The sequence below is a fragment of the Williamsia soli genome, from assembly GCF_017377795.1.
GTDB classification, from domain to species: domain Bacteria; phylum Actinomycetota; class Actinomycetes; order Mycobacteriales; family Mycobacteriaceae; genus Williamsia; species Williamsia soli.
In genome coordinates this window covers 328,397-348,095 of sequence record NZ_JAFRDR010000004.1, presented here as the reverse complement: position 1 = coordinate 348,095, position 19,699 = coordinate 328,397, and the positions used below count along the sequence as shown (strand labels likewise).

The 19,699-nt window shown below is 64.2% G+C and carries 20 protein-coding genes and 1 tRNA gene; 9 read left to right on the top strand and 12 right to left on the bottom strand.

The genetic code is table 11. The features are described 5' to 3' along the window. Nucleotides 1–3: 3 nt before the first annotated feature. The 7 genes from J3S28_RS13630 to J3S28_RS13600 all read right to left on the bottom strand — a co-directional run bounded on the left by J3S28_RS13630 (nucleotide 4) and on the right by J3S28_RS13600 (nucleotide 7,147). Complete coding sequence (locus J3S28_RS13630; protein WP_207841270.1) at nucleotides 4–774, bottom strand: PIG-L deacetylase family protein; 771 nt, start codon at nucleotides 772–774, stop codon at nucleotides 4–6. Beyond that, entirely contained in the window at nucleotides 771–1,736 is a 966-nt protein-coding gene (locus J3S28_RS13625) for an acyl-CoA dehydrogenase family protein (RefSeq protein WP_207841269.1), read from the bottom strand. Before J3S28_RS13625 ends, J3S28_RS13630 begins: the two co-directional genes overlap by 4 nt. Continuing rightward, nucleotides 1,733–2,416, bottom strand: a complete 684-nt coding sequence (locus tag J3S28_RS13620) for a glycosyltransferase family 2 protein (RefSeq protein ID WP_207841268.1) — start codon at nucleotides 2,414–2,416, stop codon at nucleotides 1,733–1,735. Before J3S28_RS13620 ends, J3S28_RS13625 begins: the two co-directional genes overlap by 4 nt. After that, complete coding sequence (locus tag J3S28_RS13615) at nucleotides 2,416–3,129, bottom strand: HAD family hydrolase (RefSeq protein ID WP_207841267.1); 714 nt, start codon at nucleotides 3,127–3,129, stop codon at nucleotides 2,416–2,418. Before J3S28_RS13615 ends, J3S28_RS13620 begins: the two co-directional genes overlap by 1 nt. Nucleotides 3,130–3,131: 2 nt before the next feature. Continuing rightward, nucleotides 3,132–4,649 carry a catalase gene (locus J3S28_RS13610; RefSeq protein ID WP_207841266.1) on the bottom strand — a complete coding sequence of 506 codons (1,518 nt, stop codon included), beginning with the start codon at nucleotides 4,647–4,649 and terminating at the stop codon, nucleotides 3,132–3,134. A 160-nt stretch (nucleotides 4,650–4,809) separates the two neighbouring features. Beyond that, nucleotides 4,810–5,616: a potassium channel family protein gene (locus J3S28_RS13605; protein ID WP_237341499.1), complete on the bottom strand. Its 807-nt coding sequence runs from the start codon at nucleotides 5,614–5,616 to the stop codon at nucleotides 4,810–4,812. Between the two features lie 136 nt (nucleotides 5,617–5,752). Next, a complete protein-coding gene (locus J3S28_RS13600; RefSeq protein WP_207841265.1) occupies nucleotides 5,753–7,147 on the bottom strand; it encodes a cation:dicarboxylate symporter family transporter in 1,395 nt (464 codons plus the stop codon). Nucleotides 7,148–7,252: 105 nt separating this feature from the next. Between J3S28_RS13600 and J3S28_RS13595 the strand changes: the two genes are divergently transcribed. The 3 genes from J3S28_RS13595 (at nucleotide 7,253) to J3S28_RS13585 (ending at nucleotide 9,873) form a co-directional block, all read left to right on the top strand. Further along, entirely contained in the window at nucleotides 7,253–8,818 is a 1,566-nt protein-coding gene (locus J3S28_RS13595; RefSeq protein ID WP_207841264.1) for a sensor histidine kinase, read from the top strand. After that, the gene (locus J3S28_RS13590) at nucleotides 8,815–9,507 is read left to right on the top strand and encodes a response regulator (protein WP_207841263.1); all 693 of its coding nucleotides are present in this window, start codon (nucleotides 8,815–8,817) and stop codon (nucleotides 9,505–9,507) included. Before J3S28_RS13595 ends, J3S28_RS13590 begins: the two co-directional genes overlap by 4 nt. Nucleotides 9,508–9,663: 156 nt before the next feature. After that, nucleotides 9,664–9,873, top strand: coding sequence for a hypothetical protein (locus J3S28_RS13585; protein ID WP_207841435.1), 210 nt, complete (start codon nucleotides 9,664–9,666; stop codon nucleotides 9,871–9,873). A 3-nt stretch (nucleotides 9,874–9,876) separates the two neighbouring features. On the opposite strand, the gene J3S28_RS13580 is transcribed toward J3S28_RS13585, so the two are convergent. Next, nucleotides 9,877–10,758, bottom strand: coding sequence for a hypothetical protein (locus tag J3S28_RS13580; RefSeq protein WP_207841262.1), 882 nt, complete (start codon nucleotides 10,756–10,758; stop codon nucleotides 9,877–9,879). 204 nt (nucleotides 10,759–10,962) lie between these two features. On the opposite strand from J3S28_RS13580, the gene J3S28_RS13575 reads away from it, so the two are divergent. Continuing rightward, the gene (locus J3S28_RS13575; RefSeq protein ID WP_207841261.1) at nucleotides 10,963–11,595 is read left to right on the top strand and encodes a TetR/AcrR family transcriptional regulator; all 633 of its coding nucleotides are present in this window, start codon (nucleotides 10,963–10,965) and stop codon (nucleotides 11,593–11,595) included. A 53-nt stretch (nucleotides 11,596–11,648) separates the two neighbouring features. Next, a complete protein-coding gene (locus J3S28_RS13570) occupies nucleotides 11,649–12,017 on the top strand; it encodes a hypothetical protein (RefSeq protein ID WP_207841260.1) in 369 nt (122 codons plus the stop codon). Nucleotides 12,018–12,022: 5 nt separating this feature from the next. Here the strand turns inward: J3S28_RS13570 and J3S28_RS13565 are convergent. The 4 genes from J3S28_RS13565 to J3S28_RS13550 form a co-directional block, all read right to left on the bottom strand. Then, nucleotides 12,023–12,097: transfer RNA gene (locus tag J3S28_RS13565), tRNA-Val, on the bottom strand. Between the two features lie 98 nt (nucleotides 12,098–12,195). Next, nucleotides 12,196–12,678, bottom strand: a complete 483-nt coding sequence (locus J3S28_RS13560) for a peroxiredoxin (protein ID WP_207841259.1) — start codon at nucleotides 12,676–12,678, stop codon at nucleotides 12,196–12,198. Continuing rightward, nucleotides 12,675–13,097, bottom strand: coding sequence for a DUF3052 domain-containing protein (locus J3S28_RS13555; RefSeq protein WP_207841258.1), 423 nt, complete (start codon nucleotides 13,095–13,097; stop codon nucleotides 12,675–12,677). Before J3S28_RS13555 ends, J3S28_RS13560 begins: the two co-directional genes overlap by 4 nt. Nucleotides 13,098–13,204: 107 nt before the next feature. Continuing rightward, nucleotides 13,205–13,738 carry an Rv2240c family protein gene (locus tag J3S28_RS13550; protein WP_207841257.1) on the bottom strand — a complete coding sequence of 178 codons (534 nt, stop codon included), beginning with the start codon at nucleotides 13,736–13,738 and terminating at the stop codon, nucleotides 13,205–13,207. A 216-nt stretch (nucleotides 13,739–13,954) separates the two neighbouring features. On the opposite strand from J3S28_RS13550, the gene aceE reads away from it, so the two are divergent. The 4 genes from aceE to acpM all read left to right on the top strand — a co-directional run bounded on the left by aceE (nucleotide 13,955) and on the right by acpM (nucleotide 19,693). Next, nucleotides 13,955–16,726 (top strand): pyruvate dehydrogenase (acetyl-transferring), homodimeric type, encoded by a 2,772-nt coding sequence (gene aceE, locus J3S28_RS13545; RefSeq protein WP_207841256.1) that lies wholly within the window; start codon nucleotides 13,955–13,957, stop codon nucleotides 16,724–16,726. Nucleotides 16,727–16,874: 148 nt separating this feature from the next. Beyond that, on the top strand, nucleotides 16,875–18,179 hold the full coding sequence (locus J3S28_RS13540; RefSeq protein WP_207841255.1) for a PucR family transcriptional regulator: 1,305 nt from the start codon (nucleotides 16,875–16,877) through the stop codon (nucleotides 18,177–18,179). A 157-nt stretch (nucleotides 18,180–18,336) separates the two neighbouring features. Then, nucleotides 18,337–19,245 carry an ACP S-malonyltransferase gene (locus J3S28_RS13535; protein ID WP_207841254.1) on the top strand — a complete coding sequence of 303 codons (909 nt, stop codon included), beginning with the start codon at nucleotides 18,337–18,339 and terminating at the stop codon, nucleotides 19,243–19,245. 139 nt (nucleotides 19,246–19,384) lie between these two features. Continuing rightward, nucleotides 19,385–19,693, top strand: a complete 309-nt coding sequence (acpM, locus tag J3S28_RS13530; protein ID WP_062799656.1) for a meromycolate extension acyl carrier protein AcpM — start codon at nucleotides 19,385–19,387, stop codon at nucleotides 19,691–19,693. The last annotated feature ends 6 nt before the right edge of the window (nucleotides 19,694–19,699 follow it).

The following is a 19,699-nucleotide window of genomic DNA, read 5'->3' as shown; positions in this document are numbered from 1 at the left end:
GCGTCACCGCGTGAACACGTATTCGTCGCGACGAAGCAGCCGTTCGAGTATGTGCGAGGGCAGCACCACCTGATCAGCCGCTGCGTCGGACAGCGGGTGGATCTGCGATGTGAAGGCTTCCACCGCTGCCTTTTTGGTGGCCATCGCGCCGTCGTCGAGGCGATGGGAGCGCAACGCGTCCCAGTCGATCGTGTCCTCGCCGGGAATCGCCCAGTGCCACATCCAGATCGGGTATTGCCACAGCGGCAACCCACGCTGCGCGGTGATCCGGGAGGCACACCGCCCCACCGCCTCGTGATCGGGATGGCCGTCGTGCTCCCAGACCGACAACACCCCGCTGATCATCTCCGGCCGTTCGTCGAGCACCGATTCGACGATACGCGTCATCGCGGCATCCGCGGTGGTGAGCGCGCCGTCGGGCAACCCGCCCCAGACCGAACGCTCCAACCCCAGGATGTCTGTGGCCGCGTCCAATTCGCCGCGTCGGATGGTCGCCAGATCCTCAGGAGAGTGGGTAGGCGACCCCGGGTGCGATCCCGAGCCATCGGACAGGCACACGGTGACCACCTCGATACCGGCCGCGGCAGCGGCGATCATGATGCCGCCCGCACCCAGGATCTCGTCGTCCGGGTGCGCGGCCAGCACCACGAGCCGTTCTACGTCGGTCTCGAGCCCCGGGATCTCAGCGCCTCTCGAGAACCACTGCTGCCAGTGCGTTTCGCTGGTGCCGACGTCGGTTACGGGGGCAGCCCCGAATCGCTCGGTACTGGTCATGTTCGGTCTCCGAAGACGTCTGGCGTGCTGCCTGCGACAAGCCGACCCAGCGCGGCGAGGTCGTGGTCCGCGTGCGATTGTCTGATGTACACAGCGAGATCGGCGACCGCCTGCGCGTGGTCACGAGAGCGCACCAGCGGCGCCGGTCCCAGCGCCCTGTTCACCCGATCGATCACTGCCGTCGCGATCTGCTCGATGCCCCACCGCACGCGAAAAGCCCGACGTTGCGCCAAGGGGGCGTCAGTCGGGGCCTTGTCGATGGCATCAGCGGCACACAGCAACTGTGCCCAGCCGTCGGCGAGCAGTGCGTCGACCGCACCGAGGTGCATCATCAGGATGTCGTCGCTGTCGGGATCGGCCTTGTCATAAAGGGTATCTGCGACCTTCGCCGCGCCTCCGAGCCAGCAGGACGCGACGCCTACTCCGCCGTGCCAGAACCCTGCGCGCTCGAGGTAGTCGCCCGGTTCACCGATTGCCTGTGCAGCCGCGTTCTCGAATTCGACTGTCTCGGTGTCGGTTGCGGACATACCGACGTTCTGCCAGCCGCCGGATTGTGGATGGACGCCGTGCTGGGCCAAGTCCACGGCGAAGAGTCGACGTCGCTCACCGTCGCGGGCGGTCACCAGCGCGTGTGTGCAGCCGACAGCTCCTGAACACCACGGCTTGGTTCCCGACAGCTGCCACCGGTCGCCATATCGATGAGCGCTGAGCACGTGAGACGGAGGCTCTGCGGCCCAGACACCCCACAACTCGCCGCTGCCGGTCCTGGCCCCGGCGATCTCGGCGAGGATTGCGTCGGCGTCGAGATGGGCTTCGACCATCCGCCCGACGCTGATGTCCGATCGGGTGAGACCTGCCAGGGTGCGGAAGCGGGTCCCGGTGTCACCATGACCCGGCAGGGGTGCCGCGAGCTCGCCCGAGTCGACGATCTGCAGGGCCCGGTACGCCGCCGACGGTGTCACGATGCCTCACCTCTCTCCAGACCCCGCAGATGGTCCGCGAAACCACCGGTCAGGCGACCGTACGGACGCGTCGAGGTGATCACCGGCGCCCGTGCGCTCCACTCGATCGACATCCCGGCAATACGCAACCGGTTCACGAGGTCCACGTCTTCGTCGTGGTCGACGAGGGCGAAACCGCCGACACCGAAGTACACCGCCGCCCACATGCCGAGGTTGGCACCGTGGACATGGCGGTGTCCGTCGCTCGCCTGGTATTCCGCTGAGAAGCGTTCCGCCACTTCGGCGGGCCACCGCGCCCAGTCGTCACCGACGACGGTGCCGACGAACACGTCAGCACCGCCGTCCGCCGCGGCGATCTGGATGGCGAGCCAATCGGCCGGAACAACCGAATCCGCATCGGTGGTCGCGAACCATGTCGACTCATCCCATGTGCTCGACTCGAAGCCGACCTTCCGGGCCTGTCCCACCGATCGTCCCGACACCGCGATCGCAGTCATCGGCGGTGACACGCACGCCGCGGTGTCGTCGGTGCAGTCATCGAGCACGACGATCACCTCGACGGGGCAGTTGATCTCAGCGGAGGCGGCCGCGATCGACCCCAGGCAGGAGGGCAGTAGTGCCTGCTCATTGTGAGCAGGCACCACGACGACGATCTTCTCAGGTCTTCGACCCTTGTCCATCAGCGCGAACTTCGTCCGGGCTGACCGGTCAGGCTTTCCACTGTCGCCTCGAGATCGTGCGCGAGATGCAGGCTGTCCTGGAATACCCGCTTTGCTCCGGCGCCGCGCAATGCGTCGCCGCTGATCCCGCCGGTGAGTACCGCCACCGACCGTGCCCCAGCCTTCGTGGCGGCGATCGAGTCCCAGGTCGCGTCGCCCACCATGACGGCGTTCGCGGGTGAGACGCCCGCGCGCTCGATCGCGATCTTCACGACGGTCGCATCAGGTTTCGCGGTATCCACATCCTCTCCCGAAGTCACTGCATCGATGTGTTCTTCGACATCGAGCAGGTCCCGAAGAAGCTTGAGCTCGTCTTCCGGCGCCGAGGTGGCCAGCACCGTGACGAATCCGAGTTCCTTGCTACGCCGAACCACCTCTCGCGCTCCGGGTAGGAGCGCGAGAGTGTCGCCGTGGGCCAGATAGAACTCCTTGTGCTTCGACGACGCCGCATCCGCGATGTCCGAACGCCCGGGGGCATCGTCGTTCACCCCGGCGATCTGCAGCAGTTCGTCGATGAGAAGCGACCCGTCCATACCGATCCGCCGGTGAACTTCCCACAGGGGTACGGTCAAGCCGACATCGGACAGGGCATCCCGCCACGCGATCACGTGCGCGTACACCGAATCGACGAGTGTGCCATCGACATCGAAGAGAATCGCGACCTGCTCGCCCACTACTACGCCTTCTCTTGCATGCTGCTCCGTGCCGAGTTCCCTTGATCCGCTGCCTTCGGATCGGTCTCGTTGGCCTTGGCCCGGACGCCTTCTTGAATCGTCTTGCCGAGATCGGGGTCGACGCGGTTCCAGTACTCGAAGGCCCGCTCGAGCACCGGCTCGCTGACAGCGTTCAGGAGGTGGCCGATGATGTTGTCGGCCAACCTCTCTCGCTCACCATCATCGAGCACTTCCCGCACCATGGTGCCCGCCTGCCCGAAGTCGTCGTCCTCGGGGTGGTCGACATACGCGCTGCGCACGATCTGCCCGTCGGCGGCCCAGCCGGGATCGACCTGGAATGCGTGCGTGGCGGCAGGACCCCCCTTGGAGTTCGGTGCGTACACCGGATCGGAGACGTTCTGGACCCGCATCGCGCCGTCTTTGGAGTACGAATGCACCGGAGACTTGGAGGCGTTGACCGGGATCTGCTTGTAGTTGACACCGATGCGGTACCGGTGCGCGTCGGCGTACGCGAATCCGCGGGCCAGGAGCATCCGGTCGGGGCTCAGCCCGATTCCCGGGACCAGATTGTTCGGCTCGAAGGCAAGCTGTTCGATCTGGGTGTGGTGATCGGTCGGGTTCCGATCGAGCGTCATCTTTCCCACCTCGACCAGCGGGTAGTCGCCGTGCGGCCAGACCTTCGTCAGGTCAAAGGGATTGAATCGGTACGAGGCGGCGTCGTCGAAGGGCATGAGTTGCACCTTCATGGTCCACGACGGGTATTCGCCCTTGTCGATGTGCTCGTACAGATCTCGCGTGTGATAGTCGGTATCGGCCGAGGCCATTTGATCCGCCTCGTCCTGCGTGAAGAACTGATGACCCTGATCGGTGATGAAGTGGTACTTCACCCAGTGCTTGACGCCTTCGGCATTGACCCAGAGATAGGTGTGCGAGCTGTAGCCGTTCATGTGCCGCCAGGTGCGCGGGATTCCGCGATCACCCATCAACCAGGTGACCTGGTGTGCCGACTCAGGCGACAGACTCCAGAAGTCCCACTGCATGTCGTGATCGCGAAGGTTGTTGTCGGCGCGACGCTTCTGGGATCGGATGAAGTGCTGGAACTTCAGCGGATCCTTGATGAAGAAGACCGGCGTGTTGTTGCCGACCATGTCGTACACACCCTCGGTGGTGTAGAACTTCAGCGCGAAACCGCGCGGATCACGCCAGGTGTCGGGGCTACCGCGCTCGCCGGCGACGGTGGAGAATCTCGCGGCCATCTCGGTGGTGGTCCCCGGCTGGAACACAGCGGCACTGGTGTAGCCCGATACGTCTCCGGTCACCTCGAACGAACCGAAGGCGCCGCTGCCCTTCGCGTGCGGTTGACGCTCCGGGATCCGCTCGCGGTTGAACTGTGCCATCTGCTCGATCAGATAATGGTCGTGCAGCACGATGGGCCCACCGGCACCCACGGTCAACGAATGCTCGTCGCTCCCTACAGGCGCTCCGGCGTCCGTGGTGGTGTAAATCTGCTCGTCTGGCATATCGGCCTCCGACCGTCGTTGTTCAGGTGGAACCGCCGGTCCTCGGGCTGTGGCCGACGTCCCCGCGGGCGCACCGACCGTGCGCACAAAAAAGTCAGGCACAGCCGCCGCTCCAGGGAGCCTTACCCGCAGACGTGCGGGTCGAAACCGCGACGGCGCACTACGTCGCGGGACCATCTGCAACCGACGCAGCGGATCCGTCCGTCGCCGAGCCTGCGTCTGGTCCGCGGGCGAGGTCAGCGCGCAACTCTCTGATCTCTGCATGCAACGCGTTGATCTGCTTGCGGGTCGCCACCATGTTGGCCTCGTCGTCCTCACTCACCCGTTCGACGATCCAGGTTGCGATCGTCGCGGTGACCACGCCGATGAGGCTGATCCCACCGATCATCAACCCGACCGCGATGAACCGACCGGTCATAGTCGTCGGCGAGTAGTCGCCGTATCCGATCGTGGTGATCGTCGTGATCGACCACCACAGCGCATCCCCGAACGTCCGAATGGTCGCGTCTGCCCGGTCGCGTTCGGTATCGAGGATTGCCAGCGACGCGACGAAGATCAACACGAGGACCGTCACCACCGTGAACATCAGGACTCGGCCACGAATTGCGCGTCCGGTTACCCGATGCAACACTGCCAGCACCGCCAGCAGCCTCAACAGCCGAAGCGGACGCAGTATCGGCAGGGCGACGATCAACAGCTCCGGCAGATGTCGAACGAACCACCGGCTTCTGTTGTCCGACAGAATCAATCGGATCACGTAGTCGACCACAAAGGCCGCCCAAGACAACCAGATGGTGAGTTCGAGAAGTCGGCTGTAGACACCGACCGGTTCGTCCAGCACCTCGACGGCGTACGCCGTGATGAACACGACCCCCACGACGGCCATCGGCCACTCGGTGGCGGTGATCCACCGTTCCTGCGTCATCGCCGGCTTCGTGTGCGAGACACGGTCGGTGTCGGTGCTCATCATCTTCCCCTCGGTTGCCAGATGGTCAGTAAACCGCAGCTCAGGCGTCATCTGGCGGTGATCGGCGAACTCACGTAACCGCAGACAGCACTGTGCCGCGGACCCGAGGGAATCCGCGGCGCAGCGAGTCGTTCGACTAGGACGTGGCGACAGGCTTTCTGTCGTCGGTCTCGACCTTGTCCCACCGGTCATCTCCGTCATCGACCATGGACAGCTCGTCGAACGGATCTTTGCCGGCAAGAACGCCGTTGACCTTGTCCATGTCGACGGTCTTGGTCCAGGAACCCACCAGCATGGTGGCCACGGCATTGCCCGAGAAGTTGGTGACCGCACGGGCCTCGGACATGAACCGGTCGATGCCGACGATCAGACCGACGCCGTCGAGCAGTTCTGGACGGTGACTCTGCAAGCCGCCTGCCAGGGTGGCCAGTCCGGCACCGCTGACGCCGGCTGCACCCTTGGAGGCGACGATCATGAACACCAGCAGCGAGATCTGCTCACCCAGCGACAGCGGGTCGCCCATCGCCTCGGCGACGAACAGCGAGGCCATGGTCAGGTAGATCGCCGTGCCGTCGAGATTGAACGAATATCCGGTCGGCACAACCACACCGACGGTGGTGCGCTCGACCCCGAGGTGCTCCATCTTCGCGATCAGTCGTGGCAGAGCCGACTCGGACGACGACGTCGCGAAGATCAGCAGATACTCGCGGGCCAGGTACCGGACGAGCTTGAAGATCGAGACGCCCGACACGAAGCGCAGCAACAGCCCGAGGATCACGAAGACGAAGATCGCGCACGTCACGTAGAAGCCGAGCATCAGCGTCAGCAATTCGGTGATCGCGCTCCAGCCGGTCTGCCCGACGACGTTGGCGATGGCACCGAAGGCACCGATCGGCGCGAGCCACAGGATCATACCGAGGACCTTGAACACGACCTTCTGGATCAGCTCGATCGCTCGCAGGATGGGGTCGCCACTCTTGGTCGGCAGGGCCTGGATGGCGAACCCGACGAGCAGCGCGATGAACAGGGTCTGCAGCACGCTGCCCTCGGTCAATGCGGACAACATCGAGGTGGGGATGATCCCCTGAAGGAAGTCGAGGGTGCCGCCGGCCTCATGGGCCTTGTCTGCCAGCTCTTCGCCGGTGCCCATCTTGGACGGGTCGATCGTGAGTCCACTGCCCGGGCTGAGTAGGTTGCCAACCACCAGTCCGATTGCCAGGGCGACGGTCGACATCAGCAGGAAGTAACCGAAGGCGAGTCCGCCCACCTTGCCCACCGTTGCGGCCGCTCGCACCGACCCGATACCGAGCACGATCGTGCAGAAGATCACGGGGCTGATCATCATCTTGATCAAGCTCACGAACATGGTGCCGAGGACGCCGAGGTCTTCGCCCACACCCGGAGCCACCAGGCCGACCACCACACCGGCGACGACCGCGACGATCACCGCTATGTAGAGCCAGTGCGTACGGTCTCGCTTCTTGGGAGCCGGCGGCTGCTCGGCTGTCGAACGATCTTCTGCTGTAGTCATGATCGACTTCCTTTGTGAATGCGGAAGGAACGGGTCTGAAAGAATGGTGTTCCCCAAAGTGAGCCAGGTCACGCTTTAGTTCATTTCGTTCAGACGGAGTTGTTCATGACGAAGTTGGTGCCCCGCTCGCTGGCCGGTCAGGCGTTCGTATTGCAGCTGGTGGTGGTCGCGGTCATCGTGATCGCGGGCAGCACGCTGGCCCTGCTCGACGCTCGTCGCGACGGCGACTCCGCCGCCCGCCAGCAGGTCATCGGGATCGCAAGTGCACTGGCGCGGTCGCCGGCGACGTCCGACGCCATCGAGGACGGCACCGCACCCCAGGTCCTGCAACCCATCACCGAACGTGTCCGGGAGGACACCGGAGTCGCTTTCATCACGATCATGGCGCCCGACCGCACCCGCTTCACGCACACGAACCCCGCTCTCATCGGGCAGGACTACCTCGGCACCATCGAACCGGCGCTGGAGGGCAGAGCGTTCACCGAGGTCTACACGGGAACCCTCGGACCGTCTGTCCGCGCCGTGGCACCGGTCCGCTCGTCGTCCGGCGAGGTCATCGGTCTGGTGTCGGCCGGCATCACCCAGCAGACTCTCGCTCAGCGGTGGCGGCACGAACTCCCGCAGATCATCCTCATCGCCCTTGCAGCGCTGGGGGTCTCATTGGTCGGCATCTGGGCGATCCGGCGAAGGTTGCTCAGGCAGACCCACGGCCTCGGACCGACGGAACTACAGGTGATGTACGAGCATCACGACGCCATCCTGCATTCGGTGTCCGAAGGTCTGATCGTGCTCGACCGTCGCGGCGTTGCGTTGGCGAACGACGAAGCCCGCAGACTTCTGTCCTTGCCCGACGGCGACATCGACAAAAGTGCGTTGCCGCCGTTCTTGCGCTCGTACTCCCCTGGCGCGCGCGACGAGGTGCACGTGACCGGCGACCGCGTCCTGGTGGTCAACCGGTCGCACGTTCCCGGCGAGCGATCCCCCGACACCGAGGTCGTCACCATCCGCGACCGAACCGAGTTGCAGGGCGCTCTCGGCGAGCTGGATTCGATGAAGGTTTTCGCCGAATCGTTGCGCTCCCAGGCGCACGAATCTGCCAATCGCCTGCACACGATCGTCACGCTCGTCGAGATGGGCCGCGGCGACGAGGCAGTCAAGTTCGCGACCACCGAACTCGAACTGTCCCAACGTCTCGTCGACCGGATGTCGGAGGCAGTCCGCGAACCCGCGCTGGCCGCGCTGCTGCTCGGGAAGAGTTCGCAAGCCGACGAGCGTGGGATCACGCTGACCATCACCGACGACACCGAACTGTCGGCAGATGCAGAGGATGTGCCGTTGACCGGCCAGGAGTTGATCACCGTGGTCGGGAACCTGATCGACAACGCGCTCGACGCCTGCGACCGCGACGATCCCTGGGTGGAAGTGACTGTGCGACAGGACGATGACGACCTCCTGATCCAGGTCGCCGACAGCGGCCACGGGATGGACCCCGACGAGTTCACCCGAGCCATACAACGCGGATACTCGACGAAGTCCGGGGGCGAACAGGGCCGGCGAGGCTTGGGCCTGGCGCTGGTCGCGCAAGTGGTAAATCGCCATCAGGGCACGCTCACCGCCGAGATGACCTACGGTTCGGTCGTGACTGTGAGAGTTGGTAAGGAGCAGCGGTGATCAACGTCCTCATCGTCGAAGACGAACCCCTGATCGCCGAGGCACACCGCACCTATCTCGGCAGAGTTGCCGGGTTCAACGCTGTTGCTACGGTCAACACAGCTCAGGAAGCCATGCGCGTCGCAGCCAACGCTGCTGCGAGCGACGCCCCCGTCGACCTCGTTCTTCTCGACATCGGGTTGCCGGACGCGAGCGGCATCGATCTCGCGTCCGCGCTGTCAGGACTCCGGCCGGCGCCGGACATCATCGCCATCACCTCCGAACGCGACCTCGAAGTGGTCCGCGCCGCGGTCTCCAACGGCGCCCTGGCCTACCTGCTCAAGCCCTTCACGTTTGCCGCGTTTCGCGATCGGCTCGAGCGCTACCAGCGATACCGCGATGCCCTCCCCGCCGGAACAGATGCAGCCAGCCAAGCCGAGGTCGATCGTGCATTCGCCGAATTACGCACCGGCACAGATCGATCCGCTGCACCCAAAGGCGCCGCACCCGGAACCACAGACGAAATCGCACGTGTTGTGCGCGACGCCGTCGACGGGATCACCGCCGCCGACGCAGCCAAGATCGTCGGTGTGTCACGCGTGACGGCCTGGCGCTACCTCGAGCGTCTCGCCGACGACGGAACACTGCTGCGCCACACCGACTACGGCAACGCCGGACGGCCCAAAATCCGGTATCAATGGCGCCGCTGACCGAAATCGCCCTGAGATCGTCCGATTCTGGGGGGTCGGATGGCATTATGCCCTCGGTGGGTGCTCACGGGGACGACCTCAGGGACTGCCCCGGAATGGGAGACGATCACTGTAGTTTGATAAGCCCAGTCCGATAACACCGGTTATATTCAGTCGGTGTCGAATACGAACTCAGCCACGAGCACATCACTGCGCCGAAACCTCATCTGGATTGCTACCATCATCGCCGTTTTCTTGACGGCAATGGCCATCTACGACATCGCCAATGGTGAGCGCAACGTCAGTGTGTGGCTGTCGATCGTGTGCTGGCCGATCGTCGCAATTCTCAATGCGGTACAGCTGTACCGGTTGAACCGCCAATCCTGACGGTCAGCTACTGCCGAACAACCCGCTGACGATGTCGCTACTTCCTCCGGATGGATCGGTGACCGCATCGACGGTGCTGAGCTCGACATATCCGTTGTAGTTCCCGACCTTGCCTGCGGTTTTCGAGACATCTTTTCCGGTGGGAGCCGAATAGGATTCGCCGCCGCCCCCACCGCCCCCGGCACCGACGTTGAAACCATCGAAGACGTAGTCGGCGCCATGGCCCTTGCCACCTCCGTTGTAGCCGCCACCGCCACCACCTCCGCCGCCGCCGGACACAGGCCCGTTCTCACCGGCGTCGGTCCCGTCACCGCCGTGGATCGATTCGGTACATCCGCGGATATGCGGTAGTCGCCCGCCACATCCACCGTCTCCGGCCACGAGCCCGTTCTTACTTCCTTCGCCTTTGAATCCAGGACCGCCTATGCCGAATCCTCCGCCGCCACCCTTGTATCCGGCCGAACCACCGCCGCCACCGCCGCCTCCGCCCGCGACCACGAGATACCTTGCATCTGCCAGCGAATGACTCCCGCAGGGCGACGTCGTCGCTTTCACCGCGGTCGAACCACCGCCTCCCGCCCCGGAGGCGTAGGAGGAAGACCCAGGAGAGGTTCCGTGACGCCCACCCTTCCCGTCGCCGAATCCTCCACTCTCATGGCCCCATTGGCCGACCGTGATTGCGAGTTCTGTTCCTGGGACGACCGGGAAAGTTCCGACCACGATGCCGGGGGCACCTCCGGTCCCGGTGTGGTGGTACGTCGCACCCGCTCCTCCAACCGCCGTGACCTTCAGCTCGGTCACACCAGAAGGGACGCAGTAGAAATCGGTTCGGTGGGTATAGGGAAAGCGTTCGGAGACCACGGGCGCTGCTCCTGCACTCCCCATTCCGACAGTTGCTCCGGCGACAACCGAAAACGTCGCGACGAGAGCGATTGTGTGCGAACGTCGAAGATGTCGTTGTGCGAGTCGATATTTCACGGTCTTTCCCCAATCAGCTGCCGCCAGGTTCTGCCCAACCCACCTAGAAATTAGCGTACTAAGTAGACTTATGTCGGAGGTATCGGAGAAGTTGCCTAGAATCGGTCAGACATGAGTGAACGGCGAAAACGAGGCTCTCTGAGCCCGCGGCAGATTGTCGATGCGGCCCTCGAGGTCGCAGACGAAGGTGGCGTGGACGCTCTGACCATCCGCGCGGTGGCCGAACGCGTCGGCGCCTCACCGATGGCGATCTACCGCCACGTCGACGACCGCGAAGACCTCCTTGTCCGGATGCTCGAACGCATCGCGGCCGACTTCCCGGTGACCATCGATGCGCCCACCCCCCTGGAACGGATCAGCGAGCGGTTTCTCGGCCAGCACGATCTACTGGTCCCCCGGCCATGGGTGCTGCACATACTCGTCCGGGGAGATCTCGTCCCACCCAACTCGTTTGCGGCACTCGACGCGACCATCGGCGACCTACTCGAACTCGGATTTACCCCTGCAGAGGCGATCACGCGACTGGGTATGCTCTGGCATTTCGTACTCGGCGAACTCCTCGACCGCCATCCCCAGTTGGTGGGGCCGCGCCCGACGCAGCGGGAGCGCGCGCTGATGAACATGAATGTCGACGAGTTACCGAACTACGCACATGTACTCGCCGAACTCGACCCTGGCGACGGACCGATGAATTGCCCGATCCGAACCACCCTGCCGATCGTGTTCGCCGCGATCTGCACATGACCATCCGTGGTGCGTCGCCCGCGTCCGCGGAAGCCCAGTGATTCAATGATCGCGTGAACGAGGAGGAGCCCACGCGGCGGCCATGGTGGGAGTGGCCGGCACAGTGGTTCCGGGACGACTCGTTCTGGCGCGACGTCGCAGCGCGGTCATTGGCCACTTTGGTGGCGGGCGGGCTGGCATACCTATTCGCGCTCGGATCGGGGTACGTCAGCCGACCCGAGACGGTCGAACTCATCCGCGGGGTGCTGATCGCGCTGATTCCATTGGTGATCGTCTACGTTGCGTATCTGGTATTCCGCCACGTTCTCGTGAGACTATCGCCCCGGCCGCGCGTCGTAGTCGCTGTCGGCTTGGTGCCGGTGCTCGGGGTGATCGCGTGGCTCCTCAGCGACACCGTCACATCGATCATCGCGAGATTGTAGGAATCTGGTGCGCGCAGAGGGATTTGAACCCCCGACCGCTGGTGTGTAAGACCAGAGCTCTACCGCTGAGCTATACGCGCATGGGGCGGCTGAACGAAGGCGAGTTCGCCAGCCGCGGCGACGAGAGAAAACGTTAGGACTCGCCGCCCGTCCGACCGCCCGAAGGCGTCAGACACCTTCAAGAATCTAGCGCGGCCAGAGCTTTCTCCCAAAGCGACTGGTCACGGACCTGCCCGGCGCCCATCATCTCCGAAAAGGTGATGATGCCGTTCCTGTCGATCACGAAGGTGCCGCGGTTGGCGTAACCCTTGTCCTCGTTGAAGACGCCGTAGTCTTGCGCCACCTCACCGTGTGGCCAGAAGTCGGAAAGGATCGGGAAGAGGTAACCCTGCGCCGACGACCAGACCTTGTGCGTCGGCGAGCTGCCCACGGACACCGCCACGAACTCCGAGTGCTCGTTCGAGAAGTCGGGCAGCCGATCGCGCACCATGCTCAGTTCGCCCTCGCACGTCCCGGTGAACGCCAGCGGGAAGAACACCAGTAGCACGTTCTTCTTGTCCCGGAAACTCGAGAGCGTGAGTGGTTGATTGTTCTGGTCACGCAACGTGAAGTCGGGAGCTTCCGCACCCACCGGAAGCTCCCGTCCGAGCGAAGTGGTCATGCCTTCTTGCCGGCACGCGTCTTCGGTTGTACCAACCGCGATCCCAGCCAGTCGCCGAAACTGGCTGCACTGGTCTGGGTGAGCCCCGCGGTGGGGGCCGCCTCTGCGACCTCACTGGGATCGACGTAACCGTCGCTTCCGGTCTTGGGAGAGAGCACCCATACAAAGCCGTCGTCGGCGAGCGGGGTGATGGCGTCCATCAGAGCGTCCACGAGATCGCCGTCACCGTCGCGCCACCAGAGCACGACCATGTCGATGACCTCGTCGGTGTCCTCGTCCACCATCTCGGCGTCGATCGCATCCTCGATGTCGGCACGCAGGTCGTCATCGGTGTCCTCGTCCCACCCCAGCTCCTGCACGATCATGCCCGCGCTCACACCTAGCTTTTGGACGCGATCACCATCTGAAGCGGCAACCAACGCGACGACCTCCTGTCAAAGAAATTATGCGAACACTGTTCGTGCCCGCTTTGATCACTCAAGCGAACAGGGTAAACCCCCAAGTTGCAAGCCGAATGCCGGATTTTTCAAGGTGCAAGTTTTCCGCACGCCTCCACAGCCTTGTTCCTGGCGTCGATCCACCGGTCCGCGGGATCGTTCAAACCTGACCGCAACTCCCCGCGCACGGCGGCGATGAGCTCGGTGTTCCTGCTCAGAAAAGTACGGATCAGCGCCTCGACCGGGGCTTCGACGCCGGGCACCAGTTTGGCAGAAATGGCCCGGTCACCAGCAGTGAGCTGGTCGATCACCACTTGACCTCCCCCGTCGGTGGCCGAATACGACTGCACCTCATTGAGTTTGGTGACGAACTGGTTGTAGCTGTTGAGCATGGTCACCACGGTGGTCGTGAACTGGGAACAGAGGGCGAGGGTGATGGTCCGCGCCGCCTGGGCGGCCCGCGACGACTCTGCGATCCGCGATTGTTCTGCCGTGACCGACACATCGCTCTGGTAGGCGCTCACCTGACCGGAATCCACCGAGCTCGAGCCGTCGATGGTCGTGGCGCAGCCGGTGACCAGCAGCCCGCACATGGCAGCCGCGCCCACCCACTTCCAGTTCACATGCCGATCTTGCACGAAATGTACGAAAACCCTCGCGCGAAACGCCCGTGAGTAGGGTTACTTTGCCGCGCCCAACCCCGTTTGGGAGGTTGCCGATGCCAACACACATCACTTACGGCACGATTGGGGCAACGCCGACACCACACCCCGGTTCCGGCGCAATTTCGGTTACGGCAGCCACCGCTGCCGAGTGACTCGAGGAGAAAGAGCAGCGCAGTGACTGACAGCACGCAAGCACCCAAGAATCAGCCGCGGGTCCGGGTGATCCGAGAAGGGGTGGCCTCTTACCTCCCCGACATCGATCCCGACGAGACCACCGAGTGGCTCGAATCGTTCGACGGTCTCCTCGAGAACGCCGGCCCTGGCCGCGCCCGCTATCTGATGCTGCGTCTGCTCGAACGTGCCGGCGAGAAACGTGTGTCGATTCCCGCGCTCACCTCCACCGACTACGTCAACACGATCCCCACCGAGAGCGAACCCTGGTTCCCCGGTGACGAAGAAGTCGAACGTCGTTTCCGCGCGTTCATCCGCTGGAACGCCGCGATCATGGTGCACCGCGCACAACGGCCCGGCGTCGGCGTCGGCGGTCACATCTCCACCTATGCCTCCTCAGCCGCCCTCTACGAAGTCGGCTTCAACCACTTCTTCCGTGGCCAGGAGCACGCCGGCGGCGGCGACCAGATCTTCATCCAGGGCCACGCCTCACCCGGCATCTACGCCCGCGCCTTCCTCGAAGGCCGCATCGACGAGAAGCGGATGGACGGGTTCCGCCAGGAGCACTCTCATGCCGGCGAAGGCGGCGGATTGCCGTCGTACCCCCACCCGCGCCTGATGCCCGACTTCTGGCAGTTCCCTACCGTCTCCATGGGTCTGGGACCGATGAACGCGATCTACCAGGCACGGTTCAACCACTACCTGGACGATCGCGGCATCAAGGACACCAGCGACCAGCATGTGTGGGCGTTCCTCGGCGACGGCGAGATGGATGAGCCCGAGTCACGCGGTCTGGCACACGTCGCCGCAACCGAGGGCCTCGACAACCTCACGTTCGTCATCAACTGCAACCTGCAGCGTCTCGACGGACCGGTGCGCGGCAACGGCAAGATCATCCAGGAACTCGAGTCGTTCTTCCGCGGAGCCGGCTGGAACGTCATCAAGGTCGTCTGGGGTCGTGAGTGGGACTCACTGCTGCACAAAGACCGCGACGGGGCCCTCGTGAACCTGATGAACAGCACTCCCGACGGCGACTTTCAGACCTACAAGGCCAACGACGGCGCCTACGTCCGCGACCACTTCTTCGGCCGTGACCCGCGAACCAAAGAACTCGTCAAAGACCTCAGCGACGCCGACATCTGGAATCTCAAGCGCGGCGGCCACGACTACAAGAAGGTGCACGCCGCCTACGCCTCGGCGCTGGCGCACAAGGGCCAGCCGACCGTGATCCTGGCGCACACCATCAAGGGCTACACACTCGGCAAGCACTTCGAAGGCCGCAACGCCACGCACCAGATGAAGAAGCTGACGCTCGACGACCTCAAAGATTTCCGGGACAGCACCCGTATCCCGATCAGCGACGCCGAGCTCGAGAAGGATCCATACCTGCCGCCGTACTACCACCCCGGGAACGACGCGGCCGAGATCCAGTACATGCTCGATCGTCGTAAGTCGCTCGGCGGGTTCTTGCCCGCGCGGCGGACGAAGAGCAAGGTGCTCAAGCCGGACACGGCGCCTGCGCTGAAGCTGGCTGCGAAGGGATCGGGCAAGCAGCAGGTGGCCACGACCATGGCCGTCGTCCGTATCTTCAAGGAGCTGATGCGCGACAAGGAGATCGGCAAGCGTCTCGTGCCGATCATCCCCGACGAGGCCCGCACGTTCGGTATGGACTCCTGGTTCCCATCGCTCAAGATCTACAACCGCAACGGCCAGCTCTACACCTCGGTCGATGCCGAACTGATGCTCGCCTACAAGGAGAGCTCGGTCGGGCAGATCCTGCACGAGGGCATCAACGAGGCCGGTTCGACGGCCTCGTTCACCGCCGTCGGAACGTCGTACGCGACGCACGACGAACCGATGATCCCGCTGTACATCTTCTATTCGATGTTCGGGTTCCAGCGCACGGGCGACGGTCTGTGGGCGGCGGCCGACCAGATGGCCCGGGGATTCGTCCTCGGCGCCACCGCTGGACGCACCACACTGACCGGTGAAGGTCTGCAGCACGCAGACGGACATTCGCTGCTGCTGGCGGCGTCGAACCCTGCAGTCGTGGCCTATGACCCGGCGTTCGGGTACGAGCTCGGGCACATCATCGCCGATGGCCTGCGCCGGATGTACGGGGATGATCCCGAGAACATCTACTACTACATCACCATCTACAACGAGCCGATCAGTCAACCGGCGCAGCCCGACAACCTCGACGTGGCCGGTGTACTCAAAGGTCTCTACCGGTACGCCGACGCCCCGGAAGGCAAGAAGTATCCGGCGAACATCCTCGTCTCGGGCATCACTATGGCAAGCGCGCTCAAAGCCCAGGAACTGCTTGCCGAGGATTGGAACGTCGGAGCGTCGATCTACTCGGTCACCTCGTGGAACGAGCTCTCCCGCGACGGCATCGAGTTCGAGAAGGCATCACTGCGTGAACCGGGTGGCGATCACGCGCAGCCGTATCTGATCGAGACCCTCGCCGACGTCGAGGGTCCGTTCGTGGCCGCAACCGACTACATGCGCGGGGTACCGGAACTGATCCGGCCATGGGTGCCGGGCACCTATCTCACCCTGGGCACCGACGGCTTCGGATTCTCGGACACCCGTCCTGCCGCACGCCGGTACTTCAATGTCGACGGCGAGTCCATCGCGGTGGGCGTCCTGTCGGCGCTGGCCCGTGATGGCCACCTCGACATCAAGGTCGCGGCCGAGGCGGCCGAGAAATATCAGATCGACGACGTGCTCGCCGCACCCAAGCAGACGAGCGATCCGGGTCCCGGCGCGTAGCGCGCACTACACCCTCGCCCACCACCCACCCGTTTTCGCACCATCCACCGGATATTTCCGCCGGACCTGGCGAAAACGGGTGGGTGTCTGCGTCAGCGGGCACCAACGATGTCCCCCCACCAGGTCAGCTCTGGCATAGATTGAAACAATGACTGAGTCACGCGGGGCAGAGTCGTCCGCGGGCGACCTCTTCGGACCACGTGGTGCGCACGTACCGGCACCGGCCAACGTTCACGATGCGCTGCCGGATACGTTGCTACGCCGCGTCAAGCAGTACAGCGGCCGCCTCGCAACGGAGGCCGTGCATTCGATGGAGGAGCAACTCCCCTATTTCTCCGACCTCGAAGCCGGTCAGCGCGCGAGTGTCCAGTTGGTGGTGCAGACGGCCGTCGTCAGCTTCGTCGAGTGGTTGCAGGACGCTGAAGGCAACGTCAAGTTCACGGTCCAGGCGTTCCAGGTCGTCCCCCAGGATCTGGCTCGCCGGATCAGTCTGTTGCAGACGGTGGAGATGGTCCGCGTGGCCATGGAGTTCTTCGAGAAGTGGCTCCCACTGCTCGCGCGCAACGACGCCCAGCTCCGCGCCCTGACCGAGGCGGTGTTGCGCTACGGCCGCGAGATCGGATTCGCGGCCGCCTCGATCTATGCCTCGGCAGCCGAATCCCGCGGTGCGTGGGACTCACGACTCGAAGCCCTGGTCGTCGACGCGGTGGTCCGCGGCGACACCGGCCCCACTCTGTTGTCTCGTGCCGCCGCCCTGAACTGGGACGCCGAGGTGACAGCGACCGTGCTCGTCGGTATGCCCCCGCCCGAGCGCAACGTGTCGGTCCCGTTGGCGGTACACAACACCGCTCGACAGCATGATCGCGCGGCGCTCTCGGTGGTGCAGGGCAGTCTGCTCGTCGCGATCGTCAGCGGACCGGTTTCCCTGGACGAGCCGTTCATCATCGATCTGCTCAACCTCTTCGCCGACGGACCCGTGGTCATCGGACCGACGACACCGAACCTCGGCATGGCGCATACGAGCGCGATCGACGCGATGGCCGGCGTCGAAGCTGTCGCCGGCTGGCCGAGCGCACCCCGCCCGGTGCATTCCTGGGAACTGCTCCCCGAACGCGCGCTACTCGGCGATCAGGCGGCGATGGCGACACTCAACGACGTCGTGATCAAGCCGCTCGAAAAGGGCGGCGACACGTTGACCACCACACTCGATGCCTACCTCGATTCCGGAGGGTCGGTGGAGTCGTGCGCACGCGAGCTCTTTGTTCACCCCAATACTGTTAGATATCGACTAAAGCGGATTTCGGACATCACGGGCCGCGACCCCATGAACCCGCGCGATGCCTACGTACTGAGAATTGCAACGACGGTAGGAAGACTGACACGAGTTAGACACGACATGCGCACAGTTTTCACTACAGTCACTCGCGCAACAGGCTCCGACGGCGATAGGTGACGGTTGTGCATCAATTCACACTGGGGTAACGGATATCGGTGCGGTGACGATGCAGCCACACTGTCGTGCAATTTTGTGGGAACCCTACAAAGGCATCGCTTGAGGTTTAACGCGTCCAACACCCTCACCGACGCCCGTTAGGGTGTTCTCTTGTCAGGTGCTCTCCTTGCTTGCGCCCGGACAGGGCTCCCAGACCGTCGGCATGCTCATCCCTTGGCTTGAGCTTCCCGGCGCACGCGACCAGGTCGCCACCTGGTCGAAACTGACCAAGCTCGACATCGAACGACTCGGTACGACGGCGACGGCAGAAGAGATCACCGACACTGCTGTCACCCAGCCGCTGGTGGTCGTCTCCGCATTGCTGGCCTACGACGAGTTGGCCAAGCGTTCGCCGCTTTCCGCTGACACGCTCGTCGCGGGACATTCGGTGGGCGAACTCGCGGCCGCCGCGATCGCCGGGGTGCTGACCGCCGACGAGGCAGTGTCGCTGGCCGCGGTCCGCGGGGCGGAGATGGCGAAGGCGTGTGCTCTCGAGCCCACCACCATGGCCGCCGTACTCGGTGGAGACGAGGCAGCGGTGCTGGCCCGTCTGGCAGAACTCGACCTCGTGCCGGCCAACCGCAACGCCGCGGGGCAGATCGTGGCCGCCGGCTCGGTTGAGGCCATCGACGAGTTGATCGCCAACCCACCAGAGAAGGCCCGCATCCGCAAGCTCGCGGTCGCCGGCGCCTTCCACACCGAGTACATGGCACCGGCCCAAGATGCCGTGGCCGAGGCCGCATCCGGTATCACCCCGCAACAGCCCGGAAAGACGCTGCTGTCGAACTCCGACGGTCGCCCGGTGACCTCCGGCCGCGACGCGCTCGACAAGCTCGTCGCCCAGGTGACCAGCCCGGTGCGCTGGGACCTCTGTTCGCAGACCATGCGAGAGAGCGCCACCACCGGACTGATCGAACTACCGCCGGCCGGTACCCTCACCGGTATCGCCAAGCGCGAACTGAAGGGAACCCCCACCCGCGCGCTGAAGACCCCCGACGATCTCGAGGGCATCACCGAACTTGGATAGCGACATCGACGCGCCCGCGTCGATGTCCCCGGAAAGGTGCGAGGACCGCGTCACGATCTGGTCTGCACCCGTCCAAAGCGGCGCGCAAGCGCCGCGATTCCGGAAACACCCGAAACATGAACAAGAAGGGAGCCACATAGTGGCCGCCGCCCAGGAAGAAATCATTGCCGGACTCGCTGAGATCATCGAGGAGGTCACCGGCATTGAACCCTCTGAGGTGACTGTGGAGAAGTCGTTCGTCGACGACCTGGACATCGACTCCCTGTCGATGGTCGAGATCGCCGTGCAGACCGAGGACAAGTACGGCGTCAAGATCCCCGATGAGGATCTCGCCGGACTGCGCACCGTTGGTGACGCCGTGTCCTACATCCAGAAGCTCGAAGCCGAGAACTCCGAGGCCGCTGACGCGATCCGCGCCAAGCTGGACGCCGACAAGACCGGTGAGTGACCAGTA